Origin of the sequence: Micromonospora sp. WMMD961 (genome assembly GCF_029626145.1) — a bacterium.
In the GTDB taxonomy this organism is placed as follows: Bacteria; Actinomycetota; Actinomycetes; order Mycobacteriales; family Micromonosporaceae; genus Micromonospora.
In genome coordinates, this window is the sequence record NZ_JARUBJ010000002.1 from 3328232 (window position 1) to 3343381 (window position 15150).

Consider the following 15150-nt stretch of genomic DNA (forward strand, 5'->3'; position numbering starts at 1 on the left):
CATTCGGCCGGAAGCGACGCTCGTAGACCAGACCTGGCCGTGGTACAAACTGCCCGTACCAGCATCTGTACCCAACGTCAGCAACCGGTGACGCCCTGAGGTCGAGGCGGATCCGTGTGGTCAGCGCTGGTCGTCGTGGGGGTCGGAGGGCGGCCGTCGCCGCTGCGTGCCGTCCGGCGTCTGCCATCGCTGTGCGTCGCCCGATTCGCCCGGCTCGGCTGGGCCGTTGAGCACCTGGCCGATCAGCTCACGCAGCTCGTCGATCGCGTCCACCACGGCGCCCGGGTCACGCGCGTCGCGCCGATCACGCTGACGCGGCACCGCTTGCTGCGGCTGATGCGGTGGCGATTCGCGGGGGCCTCGGCGACCGTCTGCCGCCAACTGTTCGGCGGCCACCTGTGGCCACAGCGCCGCGAGCCGGCCGCCGGTGCCGAGCACGTCGTCGCAGCGCAGCGCGAACTCGTGACTGCCGAACCGGCGACCCGACTCGACCGCCGCGACCGTCTCCCGGCTGAACCGCACCAGGTCCGCCAGGGCTCGCTGGGTCAGGCCCCGTCGGACCCGGCAGTCGCGCAGTTCCCATCGGAACCGCTGACTGGCCGCGGAGTGAGCAGAGCTCGACGGGGACGTGTGCTCCATGCGCTCACCTTCGTGGCTACGGGAATCAGCAACGGACGCCAGATCGGGATTGGCGGATGAGCTGAACATTCATAGAGGGCAATTCTTAACCCAGGAAGCGATGGGTGTGAAGACGTTCGCCGACATCGATCGTCGGGCAAAGCGGGAAGGATGCGTGCCGGACCGGTTGCCTGTGCCCGTGGGGCCGCCAACGCGACCCGCGCCACCCTCGGTCCGGCGGGCTGACGCTCGCTCACGTCACGCGGCGTGCGCTTCGGCGGCGACCTCGCCACGCGAAGCCGGGATGTCGGTGGGCGTCCCGGCGTCGATTGTCGCGAGCAACGTGCGGTGCGCACGGAATGCGACATTCGGCTTGTACGAGCGCTGCTGCTCGTTCGCGAGGCGTAGGCCGGGAATGGCGTCGGTGAGCCGGGTGACGGCTATCTCGGCCTCCAGTCTCGCCAATCCCGCTCCGATGCAGAAATGTGGTCCGTGGCCGAACGACAGGTGATTGCCCACGTCCGCCCGCTGTGGATGAAACCGGTCCGGGTGGGCGAACACCGCGGGGTCGCGGTTCGCGGCTCCGATCAGCAGCAGGCAACGCGCGCCCGCCGGGATCGTCACCGTTCCCAGGGTCACGTCCCGGCTGGTCACCCGCAGCCAGCCGTCGATGGCGGGCGCGAACCGGAGCGTCTCGCTCACGAACGCGGGGACGCTCGCCGGGGCCGCGGCCAGAGCGGACCAGCGCTGCGGGGTGGACAGTGCCTGGTCGAGGGCGTGCGCGAGTAGCCCGGCGGTGGTCTCGTGGCCGGCGACCAGGAGGTTGAAGGCCAGGCTCGCCACCTCGGACACCGTCAGCACCGTGTCGTCGTCGTCCCGGTAGGCCAGGGCGCGGCTGATGAAGTCGTCCCCCTGGTGCCCGCTGTCCACCCGCCGGCGGACAAGCTCCTCGCAGTAGTGCCAGAACTCGAGCAGATCCCGTGCCAGGCGTACCTGTTCGGCCGGGTCGGGCTGCCCCCACACGAGGGCGATCTGGCCGTCGGCCCAACTCCTGATCCGCCCGATGTCGGCGTCGGGCACCCCGAGAATGTCGAGGACCACCAGCAGGGGTAGCTCGGTGGCGAACTCCGGGATCAGGTCGACCTGGTCACCCTGGCGGGCGGCGAGCCGGGACACCAGCTGGTCGACCCTGCGTCGCACTATCGCGCCGTAGTCGGCCTCGACCCGCTCGCCGGTGTTCGCGAAGGTCGCCCGGAGCGCCCGACGGGTGCGGGGGTGCACCGGCGGGTCCGCGGCGGCCGTTGTGGGCGGCGCGTCGATCTGCACGAGTACGCTCATCGCCTCCGGGCACACCTCGTAGACCGGGGCGAGGGTGAGGGTGCTTCCGAACGTCGCCACGTCGGCGAGGGCCCGCCGGACGTCGGCGTGCCTGCTGATCAACCACAGACCCAGATCCTCGGCGTAGTGCACCCCGTCAGGATCGTCGAGAATGCGCTGCCAGATACTTGCCGGATCGGTGAGATAGATCCCGGCGAACGGATTCAACCGCATGGAACGCCTCCTGATGCACGCGGCGCGAAACCGGCAGCGCCCCCATTCAACGATCCATGTCAGTTGGACCGATAATGGCGCGCATCTGCCTATTGCCCTTTACGGTGCGCTGAGCGGCTGCACAAGTCAAGATTGAACAACGTCTATTTAATGCGCGACATAATGCGAGTTGCAACGGACAGTTGAATCCGGCTTGATGCAACTTGCGAGTCGGGCCTTGTCGGCGGTGACCACTCAACGGTCAGGGGCGGACGACCGGCCATGACGGACGCTGGACTCGACGTGCCGCTCTCCCTCATGACCGGAAGAACGATCTTCCTGCCGCTGGGTGACGTCGGCCTCCGGTCGCGGTCCCGACAGGAGGGCGCCGCGACGACGCCCAACCGGCGAGGGGCCTCCGGCCTGGCCGGAGGCCCCTCGCGACGTCCTCTCGTGGCGAACTGCCCTCGTACGCGGTCAGGGCGTCCAGGGGGTGGCGATGTTCCAGGTGCTGTCGGCGGTCCACAACGTCGGTGTGTTGTACGCGTCGCCGCCGGCGCCGTTGCTGAGCCAGACCTCCGAGTTGTAGTGCCGCAGGTACCTGCCCCGGAAGTTGTACGACTCCAGCGACACCCCCGCCCCGGTCAGCCCGGCCCGCGCACACCAGGTGGCGTCGGCACGCATCAGCGCCGAGCCGTCGTCCGGCGAGTTGCGGACCCGGGAGTTCTGGTGGCGTAGGTACTGCCCGGGGAAGTTGACCGACTCGAACGAGTAGCAGCCGGCGTCGGCCAGGCCGGTCCGGATCGTGTACGTGGCGTCGGCCTTGAGCAGGGTGGAGCTCGCGGCGTCGACGACCTCGGTGTACGCCAGGCTGTCCTGGTGACGTAGGTACCGGTTGGTGTAGCCGGCTGTCGTCACCTGCAACGACCGTCGGGTGTTCACCGGCAGGGCGACGGGCGACGGGCTGCCGATGGTCTTCGAGGCGTCGATCAGGGCGGTGTTGGCGGCGCGGACCCGCGCCTGGTCCATCTTGATCACCTGCCGGTCGTAGGTGAGGAACCCGTTCAGCTCACCCTCCAGGTCGGTGATCTCGGTGTAGACCGAGGCGCTGAGTCCCTTTCCGAGCATCAGGTTCTGGGTGCCCTGCACCAGCCCCACGTACCGGTCGGTGAGGGCGTTCGAGCTGGTCTGCCACTCGTAGGCGAAGAAGCTGCCGCTCGGGCTGTACTCGTGGCCCGGGGTGTGCAGGCCCAGCCCACCGAACTCGCCGAGCACGGCGATCCGGCTGCTCGACGGTACGGGGGAGTCCGGTCCGAGGTAGACGTGCCAGTCGTCGATGTCGCCGTTGCCGGGGTTGCCGAGGGACTGGCAGCAGTTGTGGCCGCTGTGCGGGTTGACCAGGCGTGTCGGGTCCTGGGTCTTGATGTTCTGTGCGACCCGCCGGGTGTCGGCGAGGGACCGTTCACCCCAGCCCTCGTTGTAGGGCGTGTACGCGACCACGGCGGGCGAGCTGCGGTGCTCGTCGACGACCTCGCGTGCCTCCGCTTCGAACTGTGCCTGCTGGGCGTCGGTGGGGTTGATGTCCTGCGCGGTTAGCGACGGGATGTCCTGCCAGACCAGCAGACCGAGCCGGTCCGCGTGGTAGAACCAGCGCTGCGGTTCGACCTTGATGTGCTTGCGCACCATGTTGAAGCCCAGGTCCTTGTGCTTCTGCAGGTCGAAGGCGAGGGCGGCGTCGGTCGGCGCGGTGTACAGGCCGTCCGGCCAGAAGCCCTGGTCGAGGGTGCCGACCTGGAATACGAACTGGCCGTTGAGCTTGGGGCGCAGGACTCCGTTCACCAGACCGGTGGTGATCTCCCGCATGCCGAAGTAGTGGACGGTCCGGTCCACCGTGGCGGCTCCGGCGTTGCGCAGCGTGATCCGCAGGTTGTAGAGGAACGGGTCGTCGGGTGACCAGCGGCGGGCGTTGGGCACCGGCACGCTGAAGTCGGTGAAGCCGCCGGTGGCGGTTCCGACCACTGTGCTTCCGTTCAGCGCCTCGGCGAGCACGCTGTGGCCGGTCACGTTTCCCCTGGTGGAGACCCGGACCCGCAGGGTGTTGTTGCCCAGGTTCGGGTAGACGTCCACGCTGCTGATGGACGCGGTCGGCACCGGCTCCATCCACACCGTCTGCCAGATGCCCGAACTCGGGGTGTAGAAGATCCCGCCGGGCGTCTTGGTCTGCTTGCCGATGGCGGGCAGGCTGCCGTTCTGGCGGGTGTCGGTGGGATCCCAGACCTTGACCACGATCTCGTTCGTGCCGGCCCTGAGCTGCGGGGTCACGTCGAAGGTGAAGGCGTCGTAGCCGCCGGTGTGCGCGCCGACCCGGACGCCGTTGACCCAGACGGTGCTCTGCCAGTCGACGGCACCGAAGTGCAGCAGGGTCCGCCGCCCCGACCAGTTCGCCGGGATGGTGACCGTGCGCCGGTAGAACAGGTAGTTGCGGTTGTCGTTGGCAGCCCGCTGGATGCCGGAGAGGGCGCTCTCCACGGGAAAGGGCACGTTGACCCGCTCGGGCAGGTCGGCGCCGAACTGCGGGGCGTCGTCGGTGGCCGACTGGCGCAACTGCCACTCGCCGTTGAGGTTGAGCCAGTCCGGTCGCGTCATCTGGGGGCGCGGGTACTCGGGCAGTGGTGTGCCGGCCAGGGCCTGGCTGGTCCAGGGAGTGGTCAGCGGCGGCGTCTTGGCCGGCGCGGCCTGCGCAGGCGGGGCCGGCGCGGCGAGGACGCCGACGACCAGGGCGATGATGAGCAGCAGTGGCAGAGCGGGGCGGGCGGGAACCTGTCGTGTCATGCCGTCTCCGGGGGACGAGTCGCCGCGGGCGGTGCAGCCAAGCCCGAAGCGCGTGGGCGGTGGGCGGTGGGCATCGGGTGATCGTTGACGAGGGACGGACGTCGTCGACGGATGTCGGTGAGGTCTGCACCCGCCACGGCGGCAGGAATATTGACATCCGTCATCACCTGTATAACGTTATAGAGCCGCGCCGGGCCTCCCGTCAATCCTTGTCCGTCGATGCCTCGACTCGGCGGTTCCCCGCGCGAAGGGTCGGTGGATGGGCGTCAACCTCAAGGACATCGCCCAACGTGCCGGCGTGTCGTTGGCCACCGTCTCGAACGTGGTCAACGGGTACCGGCCGGTGGGGGAGCGGACCCGGCAGCGTGTGCAGCAGGCGATCGACGAACTCGGGTACAGCCCCAACCTGGGCGCCCGGCACCTCCGCCGGGGGCGTACCGGTCTGATCGCCCTGGCCATCCCGGAACTGAACAACCCCTACTTCGCCGAACTGGCCGAGATCGCCATCGCCGAGGCCGCCGGGCTCGGCTACACGCTCGTCATGGAGAACACCGCCGCGGACCGGGAGGCCGAACTGGCGCTTCTCGACGGGACCCGGCGGCACATCATCGACGGGCTGATCCTCAGCCCGGTGCGGATCGGCCGGGAGGAGGTGCTGGCCCGGACCGCGGACACCCCGCTCGTGCTGATCGGCGAGGGCGTCTACGACGTGCCGCACGACCACATCGCGATCGACAACGTCGCCGCCAGCCACGCGGCGATCCAGCACCTCGTGGCGATCGGTCGCCGGCGGATAGCGTTCATCGGTGCCACGTCCGGTGGTGACCGGCAGTCGGCGCACCTGCGGGTACGCGGCTACCGGGAGGCGCTGGCCGCTGCCGGCCTGCCGTACCGCTCGCGGCTGGTCGCCCGCACCGAGGCGTTCGGTCGGCGCGACGGCAAGCGCGCGATGCGTGAGCTGCTCGCCCTCGGTGACCCGCCGGACGCGGTGTTCGGTTACAACGACCTGGTCGCCATCGGCGCGCTGCGGACGTTGGCCGAGGCCGGTCTCCGGGTGCCGGAGGACGTCGCGGTGGTCGGGATCGACGACATCGAGGAGGGTCGTTTCGGTACGCCGACCCTCACCACCATCGCACCGGACAAGAGGGAGATCGGCCGTCTCGCGGTGCGCCGCCTCGTCGCCCGCATCGAGGGTGCTGCGGTGGCGGCGCCGCTGACCGTGCAGACGCCGTTCCGGCTCATCCGACGGGAGAGCACCGGCACGCCGGGCGGGTGACGACCGGTCGCCGCACACCGAGCGAGATCCATAGCCCCGGTGGTACGACCCAGAGAGGATGACCCGCTAGATCCATCCATCTCAATATGATGACCGCTATCTCGAATGCGGGTGCGCTCACGAGGCGTGCCATCCCGATGCGGAGGAATGCATGGTTCGCTGGCGTACTCTCACTGGCCTGCTGGCCACCGCGTTGGCCGCGGTGACCGCGGCCAGCCTCACCCTCACCGCGCCGGCCGCCGCGGCCGACAACCCCGTGACGCCGAACGTCGTCGGGGGTACCCGCGCCGCTCAGGGCGAATTCCCGTTCATGGTGCGACTCTCGATGGGGTGCGGCGGGGCGCTGTACAGCCCCCGGCTGGTGCTCACCGCGGCGCACTGCGTCGGCTCGACCGGCACCAACACCAGCATCACCGCGACGCTCGGGACGGTCGACCTCCAGTCGTCCAGCCGGATCACCGTCCGGTCGAACTACGTCTACCGTGCCCCCGGTTACAACGGCGCCGGCCGCGACTGGGCGCTGATCCGGCTGGCCAGCCCCGTCACCGGGCTGAGCACGCTGCCGATCACCACGACCACCGCGTACGACAGCGGCACCTTCACCGTCGCCGGATGGGGCGCCGCCCGCGAGGGTGGTGGCCAGCAGCGGTACCTGCTCAAGGCGACCGTCCCGTTCGTGAGCGACTCCACCTGCAACGCCAACTACGGCGGCGACCTGATCCCCGCCCAGGAGATCTGCGCCGGCTACTCCAGCGGTGGCACGGACACCTGCCAGGGGGACTCGGGTGGTCCGATGTTCCGGCGTAACGCCTCCAACGCCTGGATCCAGGTCGGGATCGTCAGCTGGGGCAACGGCTGCGCCCGGCCCAACTACCCGGGTGTCTACACCCAGGTGAGCTACTTCGCCTCGTCGATCGCCTCGGCCGCGGCGAGCCTCGGCGGCTGACCGTACGACGGGACGGCCAGCCAGCGCGCCGGTCGCCCCGCCACAGCTCGGGCGGCCCGGACGACACGGTCCGGGTCGCCCGTTCGTGCCGTCCCGGCTGGGCGGCGAGTGGGCCAGCCGACAGAAACGGCGGGCCGCCCGTGCCGTCCCCGCCGCAGCGGCCATGATGGGCCGGTGAAGATCCTGTCCATCCAGTCGTCGGTCGCCTACGGTCACGTCGGCAACTCGGCGGCGGCGTTTCCCCTGCAACGACTCGGGCACGAGGTCTGGCCGGTCCTGACGGTGCACTTCTCCAACCACACCGGCTACGGCGCGTGGCGTGGACCGATGCTCCCGGCGGCCGACGTGGCGGAGGTGATCGCGGGCATCGAGGACCGCGGGGTCCTCGGCGGCGCCGACGCGGTGCTGTCCGGCTACCAGGGCGACCCGGCCATGGGCGCGGTGATCCTGGACGCGGTCGAGAAGGTCAAGGCGACCAACCCGGCAGCGGTGTACTGCTGCGACCCGGTGATGGGCGACGCCGGTCGCGGCATGTTCGTCCGCCCGGGGATCCCGGAGTACCTGCGCGACACCGTCGTGCCGCGTGCGGACGTCATCACGCCGAACCACTTCGAGCTGGACTTCCTCGCCGGGCGTACGACCAACTCGGTGGCGGAGGTGCTCGACGCGGTCGACGTCGTGCGCGCGACCGGCCCACGGCACGTCCTGGTGACCAGCGTGCTGCACCGCGAACTGCCGCCGGACTCGCTGGAGGTGGTGGCCGTGTCGGACGAGGGCGCCTGGGCGGTGACCACCCCGCTGCTGCCGATCAACCCGAACGGCGGGGGCGACGTCACCGCGGCGCTCTACCTCGCGCACCTCTGGACGACGGGCTCACCCGCGACCGCGTTGGAACGCACCATCGCGTCCGTCTTCGCCGTGCTCGAGGCGACCCTCGCGGCGGGCACCCGGGAGATCCAGCTCGTCGCCGCGCAGGACGTGATCGCCGCCCCGCCGGCCCGGTTCACCGCCCGCCGGCTCCGCTGACGGCGGACTGGCTGCGCTGACGGCGGTCCCGCTGACGGCCCGAGGGCCGGGTACGGTCAGCGGCCCTCGGGGACGGCCATCTCGCCGAGCAGCGACCAGTCGTCCTGCGGCACTGTGGCGTTCACGATGCGCGGCGTCTCGGCCAGGTGCGGCGGCAGGGTCTCCTGGGCCGTGCGGAAGTGCGCCGACTGCACGTGGGCCCCGCCGGCCTCGCCGTCGCGGAACGCCTCGACCAGCACGTACTCGGTCGGGTCGTCCACGCTGCGAGACCAGTCGAACCACAGGCAACCCGGTTCGGCCCGGGTCGCCCCGGTGAACTCGGCGGCGATCTGCGGCCACTGGTCGGCGTGCTCGGGCAGGATGCGGAACTTGGCGGTTATGAAGATCATGGCCCCAGGCTACCCAGCCGGACGGGCGCGGGCGACGACCTCCTCGGGGGTCAACGGCGCCTTCGGGTGATGCGTCAGGCACAGCGGCGTGCGGACCTTGACGAACGAGAATCCCTCCCCGGCCGCGTAGAACTCACCGCTGTTGAGCAGGCCGATATCCGGCAGCCGGCCACCCTTGGCCTCCGCGAGCTGCCGGGCCGCGTCGATCTGCGCCGGCGCGTTGAGCAGCCCGAAGAACTGCGTCGTCGCGTTGCCGGAGATCTGGTTGTGCAGACCCCTGGGTGCCTGGGTGGCGAAGACCAACCCGAGCCCGTACTTGCGGGCCTGCGAGGCCAACGCGATTGAGCTGGCGGTGCAGGCCGTGGTGCCGGTCGAGGGCGCGAGCGTCTGCGCCTCGTCCATCACGAACAGCCCACCCAGCGGTCGGTCACCGGCGGGGTGCCGCTTGATCCACGCGAAGAGCGCCATCTGCAACTGGTTGACGAAGCTCTGCCGCTCCTGGTCGGAGGTGAGGCCGACGAAACTGATCACCGACACCCGGGCCCGCCGCCCTGCCGACGGCGTCAGCAACAGCCCCGGATCGGCCGGCGCGCCGACCCCGCCGAAGAGCGGATCGGTCACCATCGCCGCCTTGAGCGCCTCGGCCAACTCCTCGGCGAGCTTCCCGGCGCGGGCCAGCCGACTGACCCCCTCGGGCAGATCGGTGAGGAACTCGGTGAAGCCGGGCAGGCCCACCATCCCGCTTCGCGCGTACGCCTGGAGGGCCTCGGTGAGGACGGCCCTGCCCTGCTGGGCGAGCCTGCTCGACCGGTCGACACCGGCCCGGGGCGCGAGCGCCTCCACGGCGGAGCGGACGGCCTGGTCGAACTCGTCGGGCCAGTCCCGCAGGGAGGTGAAGTCGGGTAGCGGCTGGAAACTCAGCGGCCGACCGGCGGTGACCCGGGGCGTCCACACCACCACCTCGGTGTGGTCGAGGTAGTCGGCGGCGCGTTCGGCGTCGCCGGGACCCCAGCCGCTCGGCGGGTCGGGCCACGCGTCGCCGAGCCGTGCGAGGTCGTTGTTGGGATCGAGCACGATCGCCGAGACCCCTTCGCGGGCGCACTCCTCGACCAGGCGGCGGATGAGCACGGTCTTGCCCGAGCCGGACCCGGCGAACACCACGGCGTGGCGGCGCAGCGACTCCAGGGGAACCGTGAACGGGTGACCACCGTCGACGGTCCGCCCCAGCCCGATGGCCCGTCCGCCCTCGTCGACCACGAGGTCGGCCGGGTCGGCGGGTACGGGCTCGGCCCCCACGCCGGCCGACACACCAGTGGGGACGTCGGCGGCCGGCACGGTCGTCGGGTCGGACTCGGGGCCGCCCGGCGGTGGCTCGTCGTCGGGCGTCGGTGGCGGGGCATCCCCGCGCGTGCCGTCGGGTCCAGGCAGGACCGCGCGGAACAGGTCGGTTCCGCTGGCCGGGCGGCGGGCCACCAGCCACTCCTGCAACGCCGTGGACGGCTCGGCCGCCATCACCCGCAGCGCCGCGAAGACCCGCAGGTCCGCCTCCGACACGGCGCGGCGCAGGCCGCCGGCCGCGTCGAAGCCGGTCAACACCTCGGTCGTACGCTTCCCGGTCGGCCACGGGCCGTTGCGCAGCAGGATCAGCCGCCGTTGTGGCAGGTCCCGGTCCAACCCGGCGAGGGTGCACGCGGCCTTGACCCGGGCGGTGACGGCGACGGCGTTGGGGTGCGCGATGGCCCGGAAACACCAGTGCGCCTCGTTCTCGGTGGCCTCGTCGAGCACCTCGACCAGCCGTCCGTGCAGCGCGGGCTTGCGCCCGGGCGGCGGATCGTACTTGTAGGTGGCGCCGGTCGGCGCCTGCTCGGCGATCCAGGCGGCCAGGCCGGCGGCGAGCAGCGGCGGCATGTGCTCGTCCTCGCCCGCCGGGTCGACGGCGGCCGACACGTCCGCGGCCTCGACCAGTTCGGCGAAGCGCGTGTCCAATGCGTGCAGGCGGCGTTCGTCCGCCGCCGGCTCGGCGGAAGCGCCACCGGCGGTGCGCACCGTCGGCGTCGACTCGGCGACGTCGATGAGCCGGTCGAGTTCGACCACCTCGTCGCGATCACGGCACCAGGCGATGTGGCGGTCCACCCGGCGGAGCAGCGCGCGTGGCGTCAGGGTGGGCGCGTCGGCGAAGGCGGCGGGGGCGATCGGCCAGGTGGGGTGCGGTGGCCCGAAGAACATGCCCGCGAACGCGGCGGAGAGGCGCTTCGCCACGATCGCCTGCCCGATCTCTGGGGTGAGGATCCGGTCCGGCAGGGTCGCCGTACGGAACCGGTCGGCGACCGGAGTGGGCGCCGCGCGGGTCATCAGCACCCAGGTGTCCGGCAGGCACGAGACGACGACAAGCGTGCGGCGGGTGATGTCACGGAGCTTGAGCAGGCCGTCGGCGATCGGGCCGAGCACCTTTGCCTGGGCGTCCTCCAGCCCCTGGTGCTGGTTGAGCAGCGAGGTGCTGGTCTGGGCGAACAGCGTGTCGAGCTGGTCCACGGCGATGACAGTGGGATCCAGGGCCAGTGCCATCAGCCTTGAGATGTCCTGCACGACCTGCTGCGGAGTGCGGATCGCGGCGCTCAACCCCCACGCCGTCCGCGCGGCCGGGTCACCCGGTTCGGAGATCAGGTGGGCGTATCCGACGTCCTGTGCCTCGAAGTCGACGGCGCCGTGCAGGACGAGCGCCCGGGCGGTGTCCTGGGCGTCCCGCCCGACCTCCCGATCGCGCTCGCGCAGCGCCCAGATGAAGGTGTCGAGCTGCCCGCGGGTCACCGGTCGGGCGCCGGCGACCGCGTCGCGGACCTCCATCGGCAGGCCGAGCTGCGTGGTGAGTCGTCGCAGGAAGGTCTTCAGCTGGGTGCCCCAGCCGACGTGCGGGCGGCCCATCCCCTCCACCAGGGCCAGGGCGACACTCTCCCAGAACGTCTTGCCACTGACCATGTCGACCAGGAAGAAGTAGCCGCCGTCGCGCTGGATCTGTTCGCGGACCGCCCCGAGCAGGTGCGTCTTGCCGGCGCCCGCGCGGCCCTGCATGGCCACGCCGAGCGGCATGCTCGTGTCGTCGGTGCGGGCCCGCGCCACCCCGCGCAGGATCTCCGCGGTCACCTTCTCGTGCAGCTCCGGCACGTTGTGTGGGCTGGGTCGCCAGACGTCGTCCGGGGTGACCGCCGGGTTGAGACTGACCGCGTCCAGCGCGGCCCGATGGTCCTCCGAGATCATGCCGAGCCGATCGCCAGGGCGTGGTTGTCCTCGTTCCCGATCCGCACGGCCGCGGCCCGGTCCCGCGCGGTCAGCGACTTGGTGTTCGCCACCGGAATGATGCGGACGTCCTCTCGGCCGACCATCGCCCGCAACGCCGCGTCGAGGGCTGCCCGGTCGGTGTCGGCGAGTCGGTCGCGGACGTCGGCGAGGCCGACCCACGCGCCCGGCGCGGTGGCCAGCTCCCGGTACGTCGAGCGGACCAGTGCCTCCACCTCCACCGCGGACAATGGTCGCGCCGCCGTGGGTGCCGGTGCTTCGCGCCGGGGCTCGCCACCAGTCGGGGCCGTCGCCTCGGTCGGCTTGAAGAAGTCGCCGTGGCTGATCCGGAGCCGGTCCAGCGAACGGTGCAGGTTGGACAGGACGACGAACAGGGACCGGGTCGTCGAGCCACCCGCCTTCGGCGGCGCGGCGGTGTGCAGCTGACGTGCCACCCGCCAGCCCTGCTCGGTCAGCTCGTGGGCGAACGGCCGGTGCGTCCGATCGGTGTCGACCAGACCCAGGTCGACGAGCTTCTTGTTGTCCTTGCCGGTCAGCGTGAAGCCGGCCAGCTCCTTCAGCTCGACGTTGCTGAGTCGGCGCGCCTCGACCATCAGCACCACGAGGGCGTTGATCTGGTTCGGCGTCAGGTGCGGGACGTCCGCCGGGCTCGTCATGATGTCTCATCTCCGTGGGGGTACGTGCCGCCCGCGCGTCGCCGGGCCAGCAGCCGACGGATCCCGTCGACCACCGCCGGCACGTCGGTGAGCACCTGCTCGTTGGTGAAGCGGAGCACGTCCAGCCCGAGGAGTTGTAGCTGCACGTCTCTCCGCCGATCGTTGGCGAAAGCGATTCGCCCACGATGCTCCGGGCCGTCCACCTCGACCGCAAGACCCTCCGTGGGCCAAAACAGATCCAGTCGGTACGCCGCGCCCAGGACATGCGACTCGTAGGTCTGGTTCCACCGCCGGCCCCGCGCCCAGTCGTGCGGCGCGAGCGCGCGTTCCAACGCCTGCTCGGCGGCGCTGTCACCGCGGGGCACGCCCGCGATCGGCGGCCAGGCCAGCACCGTCGAGCCCGGCTCGCCGGCGGTGGTCGGGATCCGTTCGGCAGTGCCGGCCAGCCCGGCGAATCGGGCCGGCACCGGAATGCGCACCGAGCGCACCCGATCGGCGTGGCGCAGCGGCCCGCCGGCCAACCACACGGTGAAACCGCCGTGCCGCACCAGCCACTCGGCAGCGGCCACCAGCGTCCGCTCGGCGTCGACGTCCAGGTCGGGCAGGGCCACGACCAGCACGCAGCTCTCCCGGTCGTACGCCCCGGAGATCACCCGGGCGAGCCCGGCCGCGCGTACCCCCGGGGCGAAGCGGGACCGGCCGGCGGGGCGGCGTGGGCCGCGCAGCCCTCGCTCGGCGAGGTCGGCCAGGAACGGGCCGAAGTGCCGGGATCGGGCGGCGGTACGGGCCGCGAGGGCCCGCGTCGCCGCCACGCCGAGTGTGCCCTCGCTGTCCAAGCGGTCGGCCCCGGTCAGCCAGCGGGGGAACATCGCGAGGGCCGCGGAGTCCAGTTGGTCGAGCAGGGTATTCACGAGGTCGCCGAGAGGACCTGTCACAGTGGGCCGGTAGTGCACGATCGCGGGCGCTGCCGGTGGCAACGGGTCGAGTGCCACCCGCAGCAGCTCCGGGTCGACGCCCGGCAGGTGACTGACGCGCCCCGTCGGCGGGGCAGCCCACCAGGCCGCGCTGGCGTCGCCGTCGGCCCGGACGGGGTGTGCCATGGCGGCACCCTACGACAGCGACGGGTGCGGCCGGGACCCCCTCGCCGCTCAGCGCAACCGGCGGATGTCGCCGAACGCGCGGTAGTAACCGCCACGGCTGGACTCGCGGACCTCGGTCACCAGGTAGCGGGCACCCGGCTCGCGGATGCCCTTCGGGAACTGCACCGACCAGTCGCGCCGGTAGCCGTCGGACAGCACCTGGACCCGCAACCGCCCCCGATCGTCCAGGCACTGCACCACCACGCCGCCGCCGACGTCGCTGGTCACCTCGACGAGTGTCGGCTCCACCGGCTGCGGGGCCTGGCGGGGTGCCTTGACGTCGCGTACCTCGGGCACGTCACCGGCCTGGGCGGCGCGGATCGCCGGCTCACTCGCGTCGATGCAGGCCAGATGGCCGCCGGTGGTGACGACGTAGAGCCGGTCGTCGTGGTACTGCATGGAGTATGCCGAGCCGCAGCCGGTGCCGAGCTTCCACAGTCGGGTGCCCTCCGCGTCAAAGCAGTAGATCGAGGACTGGCTGTCGCCGGCGAAGACATACCGGCCGCCCTCGGCGGTCGCACAGGAGAAGACCGGGGCGTCGCAGAAGTAGCTGCGCTCGTGCCGACCCGTCTTGGACAGGCGTACCACCTCGCGACTGCTCGTCCCGGCGAACACGCTGCCGCTTTCCTGCCAGCCGAACAGCACCGCGCCGGTCCTGGTGTGCCACAGTTCGCGGCCGGTACGCCACTCGTAGCCGGTCACCCCCTGCGAGTGGCCGTGGTAGATCGCGTCGGGGTCACACCGCACCATCCACGCCGAGCGCCCCCGCCCGGGCCTGCGCCACAGGAACTCGTCCTCGTGGTCGACGGCGGTGATCCCGCCGTCGGCGTCGGAGACGCCCAGGACGCCGTCGTGGATGTCCAGCCAGTAGATGTCGATCTCCGGGGCGATCGCGTACGCCACCCGGGGCACCTTGCCGGACAGGTCGTAGACGTTGCCGTCGTCGCAGCCGGCGTAGACCCAGGCGTCGTCGGCGACGATGCACTTCACTCCGTCGGGCAGACGCACCTGGGCGCGCACCCGGGCATCGTGGTCGAGCGTGGTGATCACGCCGTGCTCGTTGCCGACCATGCAGTGCTGCCCGTCGACGAAGATGCCGAAGGCGGGCGCGCCGGAGTCGTAGCGCCAGAGCACCGGCGCGGTGTGGGCGGTCGAACGGGTGCTGACGATCTGCCGCCGGGAGACGGTGCGCTTCTGTCGGACACCCGGGACGGCCGGAGAGTAGCCCTTGCGGACCTTCTCCCCGATCTTCTTCGCCGCGGCTGCGCGGGCACGGGCGTTGTCCGGGTAGGCGCTCGCCTTGACCTGACCCTGGTCGCCGATCCGGCCGTAGCGCACGGTCAGCGTGGCGTTGTCGACGATGACCTCGTAGAACTTGTGCGCACCGTCCACTTCGGACAGTTCGAGGTAGGTCGTCTCCTGGGACATGGGCGGGCCTCCGAGG

Annotated in this window: 11 protein-coding genes; 3 read left to right on the forward strand and 8 right to left on the reverse strand. The window is 71.3% G+C overall.

Annotated features, from left to right (window positions below):
• Nucleotides 1–120: 120 nt before the first annotated feature.
• From O7614_RS14985 to O7614_RS14995, 3 genes are all read right to left on the reverse strand, one after another.
• The gene (locus tag O7614_RS14985; protein WP_278139067.1) at nt 121–639 is read right to left on the reverse strand and encodes a helix-turn-helix transcriptional regulator; all 519 of its coding nucleotides are present in this window, start codon (nt 637–639) and stop codon (nt 121–123) included.
• A gap of 237 nt (nt 640–876) precedes the next feature.
• A complete protein-coding gene (locus tag O7614_RS14990) occupies nt 877–2169 on the reverse strand; it encodes a cytochrome P450 (RefSeq protein ID WP_278139069.1) in 1293 nt (430 codons plus the stop codon).
• A 456-nt stretch (nt 2170–2625) separates the two neighbouring features.
• Nucleotides 2626–4980 (reverse strand): AbfB domain-containing protein, encoded by a 2355-nt coding sequence (locus tag O7614_RS14995; RefSeq protein WP_278139070.1) that lies wholly within the window; start codon nt 4978–4980, stop codon nt 2626–2628.
• Between the two features lie 259 nt (nt 4981–5239).
• Here O7614_RS14995 and O7614_RS15000 point away from each other — a divergent pair, with 259 nt between their 5' ends.
• The 3 genes from O7614_RS15000 (at nt 5240) to pdxY (ending at nt 8228) form a co-directional block, all read left to right on the forward strand.
• A complete protein-coding gene (locus O7614_RS15000) occupies nt 5240–6256 on the forward strand; it encodes a LacI family DNA-binding transcriptional regulator (protein ID WP_278139071.1) in 1017 nt (338 codons plus the stop codon).
• 151 nt (nt 6257–6407) lie between these two features.
• Nucleotides 6408–7202 carry a serine protease gene (locus tag O7614_RS15005; protein WP_278139072.1) on the forward strand — a complete coding sequence of 265 codons (795 nt, stop codon included), beginning with the start codon at nt 6408–6410 and terminating at the stop codon, nt 7200–7202.
• Between the two features lie 174 nt (nt 7203–7376).
• The gene (pdxY, locus tag O7614_RS15010) at nt 7377–8228 is read left to right on the forward strand and encodes a pyridoxal kinase PdxY (protein WP_278139073.1); all 852 of its coding nucleotides are present in this window, start codon (nt 7377–7379) and stop codon (nt 8226–8228) included.
• Between the two features lie 56 nt (nt 8229–8284).
• Here pdxY and O7614_RS15015 read toward each other — a convergent pair whose 3' ends face one another.
• Genes O7614_RS15015 through O7614_RS15035 form a run of 5 tightly spaced genes read right to left on the reverse strand, consistent with a single transcriptional unit; the run spans nt 8285 to nt 15134 of the window.
• A complete protein-coding gene (locus O7614_RS15015; protein WP_278139074.1) occupies nt 8285–8617 on the reverse strand; it encodes a putative quinol monooxygenase in 333 nt (110 codons plus the stop codon).
• 9 nt (nt 8618–8626) lie between these two features.
• Nucleotides 8627–11872, reverse strand: a complete 3246-nt coding sequence (locus tag O7614_RS15020; protein ID WP_278139075.1) for a DUF87 domain-containing protein — start codon at nt 11870–11872, stop codon at nt 8627–8629.
• Nucleotides 11869–12567, reverse strand: a complete 699-nt coding sequence (locus O7614_RS15025; protein ID WP_278139076.1) for a hypothetical protein — start codon at nt 12565–12567, stop codon at nt 11869–11871. The genes O7614_RS15020 and O7614_RS15025 overlap by 4 nt, the downstream gene beginning before the upstream one ends.
• Complete coding sequence (locus tag O7614_RS15030) at nt 12564–13667, reverse strand: DUF559 domain-containing protein (RefSeq protein WP_278139077.1); 1104 nt, start codon at nt 13665–13667, stop codon at nt 12564–12566. Before O7614_RS15030 ends, O7614_RS15025 begins: the two co-directional genes overlap by 4 nt.
• A 48-nt stretch (nt 13668–13715) precedes the next feature.
• Complete coding sequence (locus O7614_RS15035; RefSeq protein ID WP_278139078.1) at nt 13716–15134, reverse strand: WGR domain-containing protein; 1419 nt, start codon at nt 15132–15134, stop codon at nt 13716–13718.
• Between the last annotated feature and the right edge of the window lie 16 nt (nt 15135–15150).

What these genes read in the sequence shown, in the direction of transcription:
- O7614_RS14985 (WP_278139067.1), bottom strand. Translation starts at nt 639, where the DNA reads ATGGAGCACACGTCCCCGTCGAGCTCTGCTCACTCCGCGGCCAGTCAG.
- O7614_RS14990 (WP_278139069.1), bottom strand. Translation starts at nt 2,169, where the DNA reads ATGCGGTTGAATCCGTTCGCCGGGATCTATCTCACCGATCCGGCAAGT.
- O7614_RS14995 (WP_278139070.1), bottom strand. Translation starts at nt 4,980, where the DNA reads ATGACACGACAGGTTCCCGCCCGCCCCGCTCTGCCACTGCTGCTCATC.
- O7614_RS15000 (WP_278139071.1), top strand. Translation starts at nt 5,240, where the DNA reads ATGGGCGTCAACCTCAAGGACATCGCCCAACGTGCCGGCGTGTCGTTG.
- O7614_RS15005 (WP_278139072.1), top strand. Translation starts at nt 6,408, where the DNA reads ATGGTTCGCTGGCGTACTCTCACTGGCCTGCTGGCCACCGCGTTGGCC.
- O7614_RS15015 (WP_278139074.1), bottom strand. Translation starts at nt 8,617, where the DNA reads ATGATCTTCATAACCGCCAAGTTCCGCATCCTGCCCGAGCACGCCGAC.
- O7614_RS15020 (WP_278139075.1), bottom strand. Translation starts at nt 11,872, where the DNA reads ATGATCTCGGAGGACCATCGGGCCGCGCTGGACGCGGTCAGTCTCAAC.
- O7614_RS15025 (WP_278139076.1), bottom strand. Translation starts at nt 12,567, where the DNA reads ATGACGAGCCCGGCGGACGTCCCGCACCTGACGCCGAACCAGATCAAC.
- O7614_RS15030 (WP_278139077.1), bottom strand. Translation starts at nt 13,667, where the DNA reads ATGGCACACCCCGTCCGGGCCGACGGCGACGCCAGCGCGGCCTGGTGG.
- O7614_RS15035 (WP_278139078.1), bottom strand. Translation starts at nt 15,134, where the DNA reads ATGTCCCAGGAGACGACCTACCTCGAACTGTCCGAAGTGGACGGTGCG.